Raw genomic sequence first — 14,465 nt, forward strand, 5'->3', positions numbered from 1 at the left:
CGCCTTTGTGAACCTACCCAAAGGCAGGCTCGGCGCCGCGAGTGGGGCTTACGGCTTGGTCGGTTGGGGCTCGGGCTTGCTCGCAGGCTGAGCCGCAGCGGGCGCTTGCGACGGTTTTTCCGCGGCAGCCGGCTTGGCCGCTTGCGGCGCTTTGGCGAGCGCGGCCAGCAGGGTTTTGGCGACTTGCAGGTTGGCCTTGCGTACCGCCTCGACAAAGCCCTGGAACGGTCGATCGGTGATGCCGAGCAGGCCCAGGTGACCGTTTTCACCGTCGAGCAGGCGGCCGGTTACCGGTTGATCGAGGTACTGGAACCAGTGCAAACCGACGATCGACGGTTCGGCCAAGGCCTTCTGCAGGAAATGCGCATAGGCCGGGCCGCGCTCTTCCTCTTTGTAGACCTCGGTCACCCCGCCCCACAAGGGCCCACGATCACGGGAGCCGAAGTGGAACTCAGTGACCATCAGCGGCTTGTCCAGCGCCCGTAGCGCGGCGAAGTCATACCCCTGTTGCGGCTCGCGGGTGTAGAAGTTGAAGCTCAACACGTCGCAATACTGCGCGCAGGAAGCCACCGCCTCCGGGTTACTGGCGGCGAAGCGCCCGCCGAGCAGCAGATGATTGGGTGCGTGCCAGTCGAGGGCGTCGTCGATGGTCTTGAAGTAGGTGTCGGCAAACAACCGCTGGAAGTTCTGGAAATCCTGCTCGATGGCCGGGTACTCGGGGCTGGGCAGAGGCGCCTCGAAACCCGGGTCTTCCATCAATTCCCAGGCCGACAGCCCAATGCCCCAGGCTTTCGAGAGGCCCTGCTGGTTACGGTATTTATCCCGCAGCAACTTGAGGAAGGCGCGTTTCGCCGGCACGTCAGTGGTCAGCCGCAACGTGCCATACGCCAACGCATAGCGTGCTCTGGGGTCGTCGCCCGGGCCGGCCCAACCCAATTCGTTGTCGGCGAAAAAGCCCAGCAGCCAAGGGTCGTCACGGTGGTCGCGGGCGGCAATCGCCACCGCGCGCTCAGTGGCCATGGCAAAACGCGGATCGAAAGGATCGGGCATGCCGCCCCACCAATCGAGGCCGGTGCTGATGGTTTTGTAATCGCCGCTGATCAACAACGGAATGGTATAGGGCACGCGCTTCTCGGCACCCAGCGCGGGCTCGCTCCAGTTGCCGACAGTATTGAAACCCCAGGCCTGCAGGCGCTCGAGGGTATGACCGGTCCAGCGTTCGAGATCAAAGCGCGTGCTCGGGCACCGCTCAGCCTTGGCGACCGCCGTCGGTTGTTCGGCTGTCGGGGCTGGGGCGCTGCTCTCTGCAGCGGCTGCATCACTCGCGGCCGGGGCCTTCTCGCACTCGCGTTCGGAGTAGGTGCGCTGCAGGTTGGCGCCATAGAAGTCGAACCAACGGCCCTGGTCGAAGTTGCGCCCTTTGGCCGCACCCGTATCGCTGTGGTGATTGCCGCTGCCGTAATACGCGGCCAGCGCATCGCCCGCCTTCGGCAGCGCAGTGAACATGGCCTCACGGCCCTCCACATAGGTGGCACTGTCCGCGGCAGTCACGGCGTTGACGCCCAGGGAATAGAACGGATGGCCCTCGGGCGTGACCAGGTACCAGCGCTCGTCTCGCTTTTCGGTGCGGAAGAAGCCCTTGGCCTTGAACTCCGGGCCGCCGAGCAAGCCGCCGAACTGATCCTGTTTCGGTCGATTCGCCCGCCACTCTTGCAACTGAGCCTTTTCCTTGGCCGCAGCGGCTTTCAGTTGCGCATCGCTATTGACCTTTTCCGGCCACTGGCCACGGGTGTACTGGCCGTAGGCATCGACGATGCCGGTAAACAGCGCCTGCTCGGTATCGTCGCCGACACGCACACCAAAACGCCCAAGCAGAATGCTTTGCGCGACATCCGGCTTGCTCAGCGAGAGGCTTACGGCGGTGACTTTGCTGGCATCCAGCTCACCTTCGACAGTGCTCGCCAGCAGCAGCCGCTGACCATCCTTCGTCCAGGGCATCGGCGGGCCGGCACGCATGCCCTGGGCGCGGGGCGATGTGGCATGCAGCGGCACCAGCAGCGTTTGCGCCGGCCCGGCGGGCAGCGCGATACGACTGGTGAGGACTTTGCCATCAGCACTCTCGATGCGCACATCGAGGGTCAATGCCCAGTCCATCGCACTTTGAATGCGCAGGCTCATGACGTTCGCTTGCGACCAGTCCCACTGGCCGTTCTGCGGCGTCAACCGCAGGCTCGGGTTGTCGCTCGGGTTGAAGGTGACCCGCCGCAGCGGCTCGCTTTCGGCCCCGAGTTCGGCGCTCAGAGAAGGCAGGCTGGCATTTTGCGTCGTCACCTGCACCACATCGGCGGGGCTGACAAAATTGAACAGCGTCTGCTGCTCGGCCGGCGCGGCAAGCGACGGCGCGGCGAACAACAGCGCGAAAACACCAGGCAGTGAACGGCGAATCATGTGACAGGCTCTCCTAAACAACCAGCCAATAGACAACGGACTTGGGCAATGATGCCAAGCAAACCCGTGCCTTATGCAATTTCCCGGCGAAACGGCGGCAAGGCATTCAAGATCGCCTTGCCGTAACGCTGTGTGACCACTCGCCGATCCAATAAGGTAATGGTGCCGCGATCCTCTTCGGTGCGCAGCAACCGGCCGCAGGCCTGGACCAGCCGCAACGAGGCGTCCGGCACGGCGATTTCCATGAAGGGGTTGCCGCCGCGCGCTTCAATCCATTCGGAGAGCGCCGCTTCCACCGGGTCGTCCGGCACGGCAAAGGGAATCTTGGCGATGACCACATGCTCGCAATAGGCCCCGGGCAAATCGACCCCTTCGGCGAAGCTGGCCAGGCCGAACAGTACGCTGGACTCGCCGCTGTCGACCCGCGCCTTGTGCTTGTTCAGGGTCTCCTGCTTGGACAGGTTGCCCTGGATGAATACCCGCTTGCGCCAGTCGCGCTCCAGGCCATCGAAGACTTCCTGCATCTGCTTGCGCGAGGAGAACAGCACCAGGGTGCCACGCGAACCTTCGACCAGGGTCGGCAGCTCGCGGATGATCGCCGCGGTGTGGGCGGCGGCATCCCGCGGGTCGGCCTTCAGGTCCGGCACCCGCAGCACGCCGGCATCGGCGTGATGGAAGGGGCTCGGCACCACGGCGGTGACCGCCACTTTCGGCAGGCCGGCGCGCATCCGGTAGCGGTCGAAGGTGCCCAGCGCGGTCAGAGTCGCCGACGTCACCAGGGCGCCATAAGCGACATTCCACAGATTGCGCCGCAGGGTCTCGGCCGCCAGGATCGGGCTGGCATTGACCTCGATATCGAACAGCGCGCCGCTCTCGGCCAGGGTCAGCCAACGCGCCATGGGCGGGCTGTCTTGCGGGTCTTCCACGGTAAACGCCGTCCACAGTTCCCAATTGCCCTGGGCTCGCGCCAGCAAACTGCCGAACAGCGGGTACCACTCCTCCGCCTGGTGGCTGGCGATGCCGATGGCGGCCTCGCCATCCATGGCTTCCTTGAGCAGTTCGGTCAGCCGGGTGTAAACGTCGGTCAGGCGGGAAAAGCCTTTTTTCAGCTCGATGCCCATCTCGCGCAAATGCTCGGGCACCAGGCCACCGGCGAAACGATGGCGCGGCCGTTCGCGGCCTTCCATGTCTTCGCCGGCCTTGAAGTCCGCCAGTTGCTCGCAGGCATTAAACATGAACTGCTGCTGCGTGCGCACTTCGCGCGCCAACTCAGGCACCTGCTCGATCAAACGCCCGAGATCGCCCGGCAGCGGGTGTTGGGCCAGCAGTTTGGTCAGGTTTTTCGCAGTCTGCTCCAGCCAGTCCGACGTGGAGCGCAGGCGGGTGTAGTGGGCGAAGTGGCCGATGGCCTTGTCCGGCAGGTGATGGCCTTCGTCGAACACATACAGCGTGTCGCGCGGGTCCGGCAGCACGGCGCCGCCCCCCAGGGCCAAGTCCGCCAGCACCATATCGTGGTTGGTGACGATCACATCGACCTTGCTCATGCCCTCGCGCGCCTTATAGAAGGCGCACTGCTGGAAGTTCGGACAATGGCGGTTGGTGCACTGGCTGTGGTCGGTGGTCAGGCGCGCCCAGTCGGCGTCTTCCAGGGCGTCGGACCAGCTGTCGCGGTCGCCATCCCATTTGTTCCCGGCGAGCTTTTCGACCATTTGCGTGAAGAGTTTCTGGTTACCCTCATTCACTTCGATCTTGAAGCCTTCTTCGGCGAACAACTGGGCAGTGGCGCTCTGCGCCTCGCCTTCCTGCAGCAACATGTCGAGTTTGGACAGGCACAGATACCGCCCGCGCCCCTTGGCCAGGGCGAAGCTGAAGTTCAACCCGCTGTTGCGCATCACCTCGGGCAGGTCCTTGAACACGATCTGTTCTTGCAGGGCCACCGTGGCGGTGGCGATCACCAGGCGTTTGCCCGCGGCCTTGGCCAGAGGGATGGTCGCCAGGCTGTAAGCCACAGTCTTGCCGGTGCCGGTACCGGCTTCCACGGCCACCACTGCGGGGTCGCTGTTGCGCCGGTTTTCATCATCGACCGTGATGGCCCCCAGCACCTTGGCGATTTCAGCGATCATCAAACGCTGGCCATAGCGTGGCTTGAGGCTTTTCGCTTCGAGAAAGCGGGAGTAAGCGCCCTGGATCTGGGATTTGAGTTCGGTACTGAGCATGGAGTCTGCGGGCGCCAGAAGGCTGGATAAATTTTCAGTAGTTCAACCGGGCGGCTATGATAGCGCGCCCGACCGGAGATTACCGAATGACCGCTTATGCTTTTGTCTACGCCTTGCATGTGCTGGCCGCCCTGATCTGGGTCGGCGGCATGTTCTTCGCCTGGATGGTTCTGCGCCCAGCCGCTGTCAGCGCGCTCGAAGCCCCTGCCCGGCTGAAACTGTGGGCCGAGGTTTTTCCACGCTTCTTCGTCTGGGTCTGGCTGGCGGTGCTGGTCTTGCCGATCAGCGGGGTCGGCATGCTGCAGCTGCGCTTTGCCGGCTTCGAGGCCGCGCCGCGTTACGTACAGATCATGATGGGGCTGTATATCGCCATGGTCGCGCTATTCATTCGCGTCCAGGCCCTGCAACTGCCGGAGCTGCGCCGTGCGGTGACGGCCGAAGACTGGCCGAACGCTGGCGCCGCACTGGGGCGGATTCGCCGCCTGGTGGGCTTCAACCTGCTGATCGGTTTGACGCTGGTGGCAATTGCCGCCGCCCGGCCGAGTTTTTGAGCTAAACAGCTGAAGCAGACGGGCTGCAACCGCGTGCGGGCCAGTTGCCCGGCACGCGGCGGCACCCGCCATCAGTTGCTGGGCGCCTGGCCGAAGCGCACCAGATTGAAACTGCCGGCGCTGCCACTGGCCCCTGGCTCGCCAGGTTGGCCTGCGCGCCCCGCACGAGCGCCCTCGACACGATAGAGCAGACAGCCCTTGGACGCGCCTCCCGCGCCACCACTACCGGCCACCCCCGCAGCGCCGCCGGCCCCGCCATCCAGGCGCACATGCAACGACTGCTCGGGGAACTGCTCGGGCACTTCCAGGCGAACCTGGCCACCGGCAGCACCGCTATGGCCATTGCCGCCGTTCTGCCCGTCGTACCCACGGCTGGCCTGACCCCAGGCGCAACCCGCCGCATCGCCATCGGCGCCATCCAGGCCACGATAACCCGGCGCACCGACGCCGCCACGGGCATCCACCGTCAACTCGGCCAGCGTGACGCTCTCGAAGCGCAAGCTCAGGTTACGCCCCGCCGTTGCCGGCTGTTGCGCCGTGCCTTTGGTTCCGCGGGCGTTGATATGGCTGCCGGCGCCAAGCTCGGCCCGCGTCACCTCCAGGCGAAACGCCTGCTCGCTCGGCGCAATCGAGAGGCGCGCGTCACGCCCCAGGCGCAACTCACCGACACGGATTTCATTCACGTTCGCGGGGATCAACAGGGTGCCGTAATCGGCGACCTCCAACCGATCCAGCAGGAGCACGCTGGTGGTCGTCGGCAACCGCAGGAGTGAGTTGGACGCCACCGTGACCTGCACGTCCGCCTGCACCAGCGGGCTGCACAGCAAGGCCAGCAAACAGAGCTTACGCATACTCGGCCTCCTTCTTCGGCGCCGGCAAACAAAGCAGGTGAAATACGCCGAACAGCAATACCTGCAGGCGATCCAGCCCAGGCTGCGGACGATCCCGGAAACGGTTGGCGAACAGGCTCAACTCGATCAGATGGGCCAGCAGAATCACGCCACCGACGAGAGAGAGCAGTAGATCGAAAGGCTTTGCGAACGGACTCGACAAATTGACCAACACCAGCAACCAGAACAACCCGGTCAATACCTTACCCAACCCCAGAAACATCTTCATTGCGCCCCCCTGCTTATTATTGTGTGGCTTTGCCGCACCTTAACTGCTTCGGGGTAAACGAGACTAGCGTCCTCGGAAAAAACCATGGGGGCCATACCAGCCCCCGCAGCATTCAAACACTCAAGCATTAGCGGTCGACATGCAACTCGACCCGACGATTTTGCGCACGTCCTGCATCGGTTGCATTGTCCGCCACTGCCTGGCTTTCCCCGTAACCGATGGTCGTGACCTTATTGGCCGGCACTCCCTGGCTCACCAGGAAATCCGCCACACTCTGCGCCCGCCGCTCTGAAAGGTCTTGGTTATAGGCATCCGAGCCAACGCTGTCGGTATGCCCGGCAACCTTGACACTGATCAGGTTGGCGCTGGTCAACCGATTACTGACATCCGCCAGCAGCTCCTTGGCTTGCGCACTCAGCTCGGCTGAATTGAATGCGAACAACACATTGCCCAGGTCGCTCAACACGATAACCTCATCCTGCACCGCCGCAACCTGCTCGGGTGCTGCCTCCGGGTACTGCGGGAGTGGGCAGCCGCTGGAATTGACCGGGGTATCGGCTGGGGTGTCCGGGCACGTATCACGGCGGTCGAAAACGCCATCGCCGTCGTCGTCACCGTCTTGCGCGTAGCAGATCAACCCGCCCGTCAACGCGCCGATCGCAGCACCACCGGCTGCCCAGGCTGAACTTTCGATTGCGCCCAAGCCGCCACCGGCCAAGCCGCCAATCACACTGCAAATGGGCCAGTTCCCCTGGTTGATCACCGCACCTCCCGTACTGGAAGTCGAGGCGCAACCAAAAAGAATACTGCTGACCAGAAGAAGGGGTACCGCGGCCCGTGAGAATGAAGTTCTCATGGTGAGGATCTCCTGAGTCACCGGCGAATGCCGGTAACTCAGGAGTAAAGACCCGCCGCCCGGGTTGCACAAGCGACCCTCCTAGAGGGTGTGCTACCCAAGCGAGACGCGGGTTACGGCTTGGCTTCGACCTCCGCTTCCACGCGGCGGTTGATGGCCCGACCTTCAGCGGTAGCGTTATCCGCAACCGGCTTGGACTCGCCGAAACCGGTAGCGTTGACGCGCTCGCCGCCAACACCGTACTGGTTGACCAGCACTTCACGAACGGCGTTTGCGCGGCGCTCGGAGAGCTTCTGGTTGTAAGCGTCAGGACCGACGGAGTCAGTGTGACCTTCAACAGAGGTGGAAGTGGCCGGGTACTGGTTCATGAAGTCAGCCAGGTTCTTGATGTCGCCATAGCTTTCTTCTTTGACTTTCGACTTGTCGAAGTCGAACTTCACGTCCAGTTCGACGCGCACCGGTGCGGCCTCAGGCTCCACCACTTCCTCGACTACGACTACTTCCTCGACGACAGCCACCTCCTCGCTCGCACCATGCACCCAGCAGTAGGCGGCGGCCGTACCACCACCGATCAGCGCGCCCCAACCCGCCCAGGAACTGCTCTCGATGGCGCCCAACGCCGCGCCACCCACGCCCCCGACTGCCGCACAAACTGGCCAGTCGGTCTTTTGCACACCGGCGCAACCGGTCAAAACACCAGTCACCAAAATCAGGGGTAATGCGGTCCTTGTAATGCTCATATGCAAAGTCTCCTCATAGGATCGGTTCAAACCGACTCCATGGAAGTAAAGACGGGACTTTTAAAATCCGCCAGGACTAGGCCGTATCATCGCACCACGCTAGTCTTCTCGAACATGATCGAGGATTTTCGATGACTGAGAGTTTTTCTTCGCGCACGCCGCAGCAAGCACTGGCTGCCCTGCTCGATCGCTATACCCCTGACAGCGTACTGCTGGTCGGTGCTAGCGATCTGCCGGCACTGGAAGCGTTTCAGCGCGCACACCCCGATAGCCAACTCGCTCACGCGGCTGCCGGCCCGCTCCCGGCAGACCTGGCCGCCCGGCGTTTCGACCTGGCGGTGATCGCCGACTGCCTGGAGCACCTGCCAAAACGCACCGGCCTGGAGTTGCTCGGCGGCATTCGCAACCTCAATGCCAGCCGCCTGGCCGTATTGATCGACCTCGACGCCTGCGGCTGGCAAGACACCGACTTGTTCGCCCTGGCCCTGCAAGCCAGTGAACGCTTCCGCCGCGCCGAACAGACCGTGACCTTGTTCACCTACGATCTGCGCGAGTACAAACAGGTGCCCGACTGGCTGAACGCCAAGTTCTGGGCCAATCCGCAAAACTTCGGCAAGTACTGGTGGTAAGCCCATGACTCCGGCCTGTCCCTGTGGCAGTGGCAATCACCTGGACGAATGCTGCGGCCGTTACCACTCCGGCACACCGGCGCCGAGCGCCGAAACCCTCATGCGCTCGCGCTACAGCGCCTATGTGCTAGGCCTGATCGACTACCTGGTGGCCACCACTCTGCCCGCGCAACAGACTGGGCTGGATGCCGACGCCATACGGGCTTGGAGCCTGCAAAGCACCTGGCTCGGCCTCGAGGTGGAAAGTGCCGAGGTGCATGGCGGCAAGCCGGAGCACGCCTTCGTCACCTTCACCGCTCGCTGGCACGACAGCGCGGGCGAACACAGCCACCGTGAGCGCTCGGGCTTCGTGCAGAACGACGGGCGCTGGTACTTCATCGACTCCACTGTAGCGCTCAAGGCCGGGCGCAATGACCCCTGCCCCTGTGCCAGCGGCTTGAAGTTCAAGAAGTGTTGCGCCGGCTTCATCTAAGCGGCTGATGCCCACCAGGCCCACCTCTGCGCCGCACAGAATCGACAAGGCCCGCTGATGCGGGCCTCGTGGTGCTACTCCTGCAACTTCAGGTGCGAGGTGTCCGGCGGCGGGCCAGCGGGGCCTGCTTTGGCCTGGCCCATATCGCTGCCGGCCGGCGCCAGACTGAACTGCGACAAATCGACAGTCGGCGCCAGCGGCTCGGGCTTGTCGTCCTGCAGGTCGACACCCAGCGGAGCGATGCCGAAGTCTGGTGCCTCGACATCGACGAACGCCGCCATATATTCATCGCGCGGCACCACCACCAGTTTACCCGGCGCCGCTCCAGCGGCCTGCGGAGCCACGACCACCGCCAGTGCGGCGTCATAAGCCGGCGGCGGCGCCAGCTCGACTTCTTCGATCTCGACGTCCATGGACTGCACATCCACCAACGCGCCGGCACGCTCCAGGGTCACGCGATACTTCTCGGCGGCCGCGGCATCCAAATTGTTCTTGATCACCAGCCGGCGCCCGGAGAACAACAAGGCGATGCGCTGGGCATCGGCCTGGAACAACCTGGCCAGGTTGGCTTTGACCAGTTCCAACTGGGCACCTGGTACCAACTGCCCGGAAAAGGCAATCTCGTAGCGGCTCATGGTCACACTCCTGTCCGAGTCAGCCGTCAGTATGGCGTAGGTTTTTTCCCATAAACAACAAGTTGCAGCCAAGCAGTTGCTTATTACACACTGGGGCGTCAGCGGAGTATTGAAATGCCGTACCAGGCGCAAATGATAAGAATTATCAGCCTATTGATGTTTTCCGGCCTGCTTTCAGGCCTCGCAGGATGCGGTACCTGGTTCACAGGCGAATTCAAGGACCCGGATGTCCGCCTCATCAAAGTGGATGTCATCAAGGCTAAATTGCTGGAGCAACAGTTTGTCCTGCGCTTTCGCATCGACAACCCGAACTCCGTGAGCCTGCCTGTGCGCGGCCTGGACTACAGCCTGTACCTGAACGACCTGAAGCTGGCCGAAGGCGAGTCCGACGCCTGGTTCACCGTACCCGCCAATGGCCACCACATATTCGAAGTACCGGTGCGCACCAACCTCTGGCGCCACCTGAAACCCATCGTCAAACTGCTCGATCATCCCGACCAGCCGATCCGCTATCGCTTCCAGGGTGAAGTGAAAACCGGCCTGCTGTTCGGGCGCAGCGTGCACCTGAAGCGAAATGGCGAGATAATTCCCGGCGATTTTATTCCGGAGTAGTACCCCCATGAGCCAAGAACCCCACGTCCACGGTCCTGACTGCCAGCATGACCACGACCATCATCACGATCATGATCACGGCCACGTGCATGGCCCGGACTGCAACCACAGCCACCAGGAGCCGGTGCGCAACGCACTGAAGGACGTGGGCCGCAATGACCCCTGCCCTTGCGGCAGTGCGAAGAAGTTCAAGAAGTGCCACGGCGCCTGACCCGCCGCTCGTTCTTCCGCCAGGCCCGCATACAGCGGGCCTGTTGGTTTCTGCGCCGAGCTCAGGCAGCTTAGACAGCCAAGCGAACCCGTCCTGCCCATGTCTGCAGCACGCCCACCGTGCGGAGATGCCTCGATGATCGATCTTTATTACTGGACCACCCCCAACGGCCACAAGATCAGCCTGTTTCTGGAAGAGGCTGGCCTGCCCTACCGCCTGCATCCGATCAATATCAGCAAGAACGAGCAGTTCCAGCCGGGCTATCTGAAGATTTCACCGAACAACAAGATTCCCGCCATCGTCGACCTGGAACCGGCCGACGGCGGCGAACCGCTGGCGCTGTTCGAGTCCGGGGCGATCCTGCTCTACCTCGCCGAGAAGATCGGGCAATTCATCCCGAGCGACCTGCGCGGTCGCCAGGAATGCCTGCAGTGGCTGTTCTGGCAAATGGGTGGCTTGGGCCCGATGGCCGGGCAGAACCACCATTTCAACCGGTTTGCCCCGGAAAAAATCCCCTACGCGATCAAGCGCTATGTGGAGGAAACCGCCCGTTTGTATGGCGTACTGGATAAGCGTCTGGCTGATCGCGCATTCGTCGCCGGTGCCGGCTACAGCATCGCCGACATGGCAATCTACCCCTGGATCGTCCCGCACCAGTGGCAGGAGCAGAACCTCGACGACTTCCCCAACCTCAAGCGCTGGTTCGCGGCAATCAAGGCGCGCCCGGCTACCGAGCGCGCCTATGCGCTGGTGGAACAGGTCAATCCGCCACAGCCCAAGCCATAAACCGATAAGAAAGCTGCACAGCACGTCCGTCGCCGCTTGCGCCGCGGCGGACGCCTCACTAACGTAGCGCCTGCCCAATGCCACCCCGCCCGCAGGAGCTTCACGCCATGGCTTCGCCAGCCTTTCAGCGCTTCCTTCCCCGTTTCGCTGCCGCCGCCGCGCTCACCGCCATGGTCAGCCTCACGGGTTGCCAGAGTTGGCTGGACAGCCACTATGCCGACAGCCTGCCACCCACCTCCGGCATCCAACCGCTGAAAGGCCTGGCGCAAAGCGTATCGATCCGCCGCAACGCCCTCGGCATGCCGCTGATCGAAACCACCACCTTCCATGACGCGCTGTTCGCCCTCGGCTATGTGCATGCCAGCGACCGCCTGAGCCAGATGGTCGGCATGCGCCTGATGGCCGAAGGCCGGCTGGCCGAGATGGTTGGTCCCGGCGCGCTGGAGATCGACCGCTTCATGCGGGCGGTGAACCTCAAGCAAAGCGCTGAGGTGCTGTACAAGAACGCGTCGCCCCGGATGAAGAAGTTCTTCGAGGTCTACGCCCGCGGGGTCAATGCCTACCTGTTCCGCTACCAGAACAAGCTGCCGATGGACCTGGCCGAGTCCGGCTACAAGCCGGCCTACTGGAAGCCGGAAGACTCGGTACTGGTGTTCTGTCTGATGAACTTCGGCCTGGCCGTGAACCTGCAGGAAGAAATCGCCTCCCTGGTACTGGCGCAGAAAGTCGGTGCCGACAAGCTGGCCTGGCTGACGCCGAGCTACCCGGACGAACCGCTACCGTTCGAAGAAGCCGAAAAGCTCAAAGGGCTGGTTCTCGGCGGGCAGATCCAGGGGCTGAGCGCGGTCAACGCCGCCGCCGACCAGATCGCCCAACTCGACATGCTCGGTGTCGCCGCATCGAACAACTGGGCCATCGCCCCGCAACGCAGCCGCAGCGGCAAAAGCCTGCTGGCCAACGATACGCACCTGCCGATTTCCATGCCCTCGGCCTGGAATTTCGTGCAGATCCGCGCCCCGAAATTCCAGGCCGCCGGAGTTTCCATCGCCGGCGTCCCGGCCGTGGTCGCCGGCTTCAACGGCAAACTGGCCTGGGGCATGACCATGGTCATGGGCGATAACCAGGACCTGTTCCTGGAGAAAATCAAACGCCAGGGCAACACGCTCTACTACCAAGTTGACGGCAAGTGGCAGCCAGCCCGCGAACGCCAGGAAACCTTTTTCATCAAGGGCCAGCGGCCGATCCGCGAAAGCATTTTCGAGACCCGCCACGGGCCGTTGCTGAACAGCGTGCTCGGTGAACGCAAGCACATGCTGCAACCCATGGAGATGACCAGCGGCTATGGCCTGGCGCTGCAAAGCGCGAAATTCGACGACGATAAGAGCCTCGATGCGTTCTTCAATCTGTCCCGCGCGCAGTCGGTCGAACAGGCCTTCGAGGCCACCCGGGAAATTCGCGCCATCCCCTTGAACCTGGTGTTCGCCGATGCCCAGCACATCGGCTGGCAAGTCACCGGCCGCTACCCCAACCGCCGCGCCGGCGTCGGCCTGCTGCCCTCGCCCGGCTGGGATGGCCGCTACGACTGGGATGGCTACGCCGACGCGATGCTCCACCCCTACGACCAAGACCCGCCGGCAGGCTGGCTCGGCAGCGCCAACCAGCGCAGCGTACCGCGTGGCTATGGCATGCAGCTGTCCAACTCCTGGTATTACCCGGAACGGGCCGAACGCATCGCCGAGCTGGCCGGCAGCGGCAAACACGACAGCCAAAGCATGATCGCCATGCAGTACGACCAAAAATCGCTGTTCGTCGCCAAGCTGCAGGGTATGTTTAAAGCACCTGGCATGGCCCAGCCGCTGAAAAAAGCCATCGACACTCTGCCAGCCGCCGAACGCGCCAAAGCGCGCGAAGCCTATGAGCGACTGTTGGCCTTCGACGGTACGCTGGCGGCAAATTCGGCGAATGCCGCGCTGTATGAAGCCTTCCTGCAGGAAAGCGCGCGGCAGACCTTCCTCGACGAACTGGGCCCGGAAACCAACCCGGCCTGGCAGGCGCTGGTCCAGACCGCCGACCTCTCCTACTCGGCCCAGGCCGACCACCTGCTCGGCCGCGAGGACAGCCCGTTCTGGGATGACCTGAAAACCGCGCAGAAGGAAGACAAACCGGCGATCCTCGCCCGCAGCCTGGCGGCCGCCGTGAGCTTCTGCGAAGCCAAGCTCGGGGCAAACCGCAACGCCTGGCAGTGGGGCAAATTGCACAGTTACACCTGGGCCACCGAAACCACCCAAATGGCGAAATACCTGAGCAGTGGCGACAGCGCCGGAATCAATGCGCTCAAGGGCTACCTCGACCGCGGCCCCTATCCGGCCGGCGGCGATCACACCACCTTGAACGTCTCGGCCTACCACTGGGGTAAAGACTTCGACACCTGGCTGATTCCGGCCATGCGCATCGTCGTCGACTTCGGCCGCGCCGAACCGATGATCGGCGTGAACAGCACTGGCCAGTCCGGCAACCCGGCCAGCCCGCACTACGCCGACGGCATCGACGCCTGGCTGAAGGGGCACTACATGAGCTTCCCGTTCCAGTCGCAGAACCTGGACAAGACCTACGGCAGCAAGCGCCTGCTGCTGACACCGGGCAAATGACCGTTCGTCGAGCACCGCTGAACTAAAGCCTCGGCGGTTCGCTCTGAGTAAGTGGACTTACTCCATAGATCTTTTTAAGGGCACCTTCGGGCGCCCTTTCTTTTGCCCGCGCAAAAGCCGCTCGAGCATGTCCCGAGGCCACGCACTGCGCCCGGAACGCTCGATACTGGCAAAATCACATCATTTTTTGAACTTTCCCGGCATAGGCCACTCAGAACCTGTGCATCGTTTGATTCTCCGGGCGCCACTATTAGGCGCCTATTTTTTTGCCTGCCGTTTGCTGCCCGGAACGACTCCAGCACCGCCGACCTCTCACGGCCAACGGCAAGCAAGGCTCCCTGGCCTTTGCAACAGCCATGAAAAAGCCATGCCGTAGTTGAGTGTTGCCAGCCATTCAGACCGAGCGCTCCTTCCGCTTACTGGATTCCCGCTTTCGCGGGAACGACGAGCCTGACGGGGAAGTTTGCCTGGCACCGTCATCCTCGCCGGGGGGGGGCCCGCGAGCATAGCGAGCAACGCAGGCAGGCAGGCAGGCAGGCAGG

General features: G+C 63.1%; 13 protein-coding genes and 1 pseudogene. 7 read left to right on the top strand and 7 right to left on the bottom strand.

Annotation, left to right across the window (positions count from 1 at the left end; genetic code table 11):
• Positions 1–48 precede the first annotated feature (48 nt).
• On the bottom strand, positions 49–2,448 hold the full coding sequence (locus AC3IYG_RS16725; RefSeq protein ID WP_489310278.1) for a beta-agarase: 2,400 nt from the start codon (positions 2,446–2,448) through the stop codon (positions 49–51).
• Positions 2,449–2,519: 71 nt separating this feature from the next.
• Positions 2,520–4,664: an ATP-dependent DNA helicase DinG gene (gene dinG, locus AC3IYG_RS16730; protein WP_489310280.1), complete on the bottom strand. Its 2,145-nt coding sequence runs from the start codon at positions 4,662–4,664 to the stop codon at positions 2,520–2,522.
• A gap of 86 nt (positions 4,665–4,750) precedes the next feature.
• Here dinG and AC3IYG_RS16735 point away from each other — a divergent pair, with 86 nt between their 5' ends.
• On the top strand, positions 4,751–5,215 hold the full coding sequence (locus AC3IYG_RS16735; protein ID WP_489310282.1) for a CopD family protein: 465 nt from the start codon (positions 4,751–4,753) through the stop codon (positions 5,213–5,215).
• Between the two features lie 71 nt (positions 5,216–5,286).
• Here the strand turns inward: AC3IYG_RS16735 and AC3IYG_RS16740 are convergent, their stop codons facing one another.
• The 4 genes and pseudogenes from AC3IYG_RS16740 to AC3IYG_RS16755 all read right to left on the bottom strand — a co-directional run.
• Complete coding sequence (locus AC3IYG_RS16740; RefSeq protein ID WP_489310283.1) at positions 5,287–6,066, bottom strand: collagen-like protein; 780 nt, start codon at positions 6,064–6,066, stop codon at positions 5,287–5,289.
• Positions 6,059–6,334 (bottom strand): DUF1145 domain-containing protein, encoded by a 276-nt coding sequence (locus AC3IYG_RS16745; protein WP_489310285.1) that lies wholly within the window; start codon positions 6,332–6,334, stop codon positions 6,059–6,061. Before AC3IYG_RS16745 ends, AC3IYG_RS16740 begins: the two co-directional genes overlap by 8 nt.
• 127 nt (positions 6,335–6,461) lie before the next feature.
• Positions 6,462–7,190, bottom strand: a complete 729-nt coding sequence (locus tag AC3IYG_RS16750; RefSeq protein ID WP_489310287.1) for a PA1041 family peptidoglycan-binding anchor lipoprotein — start codon at positions 7,188–7,190, stop codon at positions 6,462–6,464.
• 113 nt (positions 7,191–7,303) lie between these two features.
• A pseudogene (locus AC3IYG_RS16755) lies at positions 7,304–7,657 on the bottom strand (OmpA family protein); the annotation flags it as partial.
• Positions 7,658–8,061: 404 nt separating this feature from the next.
• Here AC3IYG_RS16755 and AC3IYG_RS16760 point away from each other — a divergent pair.
• Entirely contained in the window at positions 8,062–8,559 is a 498-nt protein-coding gene (locus AC3IYG_RS16760) for a DUF6231 family protein (protein WP_489310289.1), read from the top strand.
• Between the two features lie 4 nt (positions 8,560–8,563).
• Complete coding sequence (locus tag AC3IYG_RS16765; protein WP_489310291.1) at positions 8,564–9,031, top strand: YchJ family protein; 468 nt, start codon at positions 8,564–8,566, stop codon at positions 9,029–9,031.
• Positions 9,032–9,105: 74 nt separating this feature from the next.
• On the opposite strand, the gene AC3IYG_RS16770 is transcribed toward AC3IYG_RS16765, so the two are convergent.
• Positions 9,106–9,666 carry a hypothetical protein gene (locus AC3IYG_RS16770; RefSeq protein WP_489310293.1) on the bottom strand — a complete coding sequence of 187 codons (561 nt, stop codon included), beginning with the start codon at positions 9,664–9,666 and terminating at the stop codon, positions 9,106–9,108.
• 114 nt (positions 9,667–9,780) lie between these two features.
• On the opposite strand from AC3IYG_RS16770, the gene AC3IYG_RS16775 reads away from it, so the two are divergent.
• From AC3IYG_RS16775 to AC3IYG_RS16790, 4 genes are all read left to right on the top strand, one after another.
• Entirely contained in the window at positions 9,781–10,278 is a 498-nt protein-coding gene (locus AC3IYG_RS16775) for an LEA/WHy family protein (RefSeq protein ID WP_489310295.1), read from the top strand.
• Between the two features lie 7 nt (positions 10,279–10,285).
• Positions 10,286–10,489: an SEC-C metal-binding domain-containing protein gene (locus AC3IYG_RS16780; RefSeq protein WP_489310297.1), complete on the top strand. Its 204-nt coding sequence runs from the start codon at positions 10,286–10,288 to the stop codon at positions 10,487–10,489.
• 135 nt (positions 10,490–10,624) lie between these two features.
• Complete coding sequence (locus AC3IYG_RS16785; RefSeq protein WP_489310299.1) at positions 10,625–11,275, top strand: glutathione binding-like protein; 651 nt, start codon at positions 10,625–10,627, stop codon at positions 11,273–11,275.
• Positions 11,276–11,382: 107 nt separating this feature from the next.
• The gene (locus tag AC3IYG_RS16790; protein WP_489310301.1) at positions 11,383–13,923 is read left to right on the top strand and encodes a penicillin acylase family protein; all 2,541 of its coding nucleotides are present in this window, start codon (positions 11,383–11,385) and stop codon (positions 13,921–13,923) included.
• Positions 13,924–14,465: the final 542 nt, after the last annotated feature.

This window comes from Pseudomonas sp. KH_027 (assembly GCF_057838565.1).

Coding starts and splice junctions, on each gene's coding strand:
- AC3IYG_RS16770 (WP_489310293.1), bottom strand. CDS start 9,666: ATGAGCCGCTACGAGATTGCCTTTTCCGGGCAGTTGGTACCAGGTGCC.
- AC3IYG_RS16780 (WP_489310297.1), top strand. CDS start 10,286: ATGAGCCAAGAACCCCACGTCCACGGTCCTGACTGCCAGCATGACCAC.
- AC3IYG_RS16735 (WP_489310282.1), top strand. CDS start 4,751: ATGACCGCTTATGCTTTTGTCTACGCCTTGCATGTGCTGGCCGCCCTG.
- AC3IYG_RS16760 (WP_489310289.1), top strand. CDS start 8,062: ATGACTGAGAGTTTTTCTTCGCGCACGCCGCAGCAAGCACTGGCTGCC.
- AC3IYG_RS16745 (WP_489310285.1), bottom strand. CDS start 6,334: ATGAAGATGTTTCTGGGGTTGGGTAAGGTATTGACCGGGTTGTTCTGG.
- AC3IYG_RS16725 (WP_489310278.1), bottom strand. CDS start 2,448: ATGATTCGCCGTTCACTGCCTGGTGTTTTCGCGCTGTTGTTCGCCGCG.
- dinG (WP_489310280.1), bottom strand. CDS start 4,664: ATGCTCAGTACCGAACTCAAATCCCAGATCCAGGGCGCTTACTCCCGC.
- AC3IYG_RS16790 (WP_489310301.1), top strand. CDS start 11,383: ATGGCTTCGCCAGCCTTTCAGCGCTTCCTTCCCCGTTTCGCTGCCGCC.
- AC3IYG_RS16785 (WP_489310299.1), top strand. CDS start 10,625: ATGATCGATCTTTATTACTGGACCACCCCCAACGGCCACAAGATCAGC.
- AC3IYG_RS16750 (WP_489310287.1), bottom strand. CDS start 7,190: ATGAGAACTTCATTCTCACGGGCCGCGGTACCCCTTCTTCTGGTCAGC.
- AC3IYG_RS16765 (WP_489310291.1), top strand. CDS start 8,564: ATGACTCCGGCCTGTCCCTGTGGCAGTGGCAATCACCTGGACGAATGC.
- AC3IYG_RS16740 (WP_489310283.1), bottom strand. CDS start 6,066: ATGCGTAAGCTCTGTTTGCTGGCCTTGCTGTGCAGCCCGCTGGTGCAG.
- AC3IYG_RS16775 (WP_489310295.1), top strand. CDS start 9,781: ATGCCGTACCAGGCGCAAATGATAAGAATTATCAGCCTATTGATGTTT.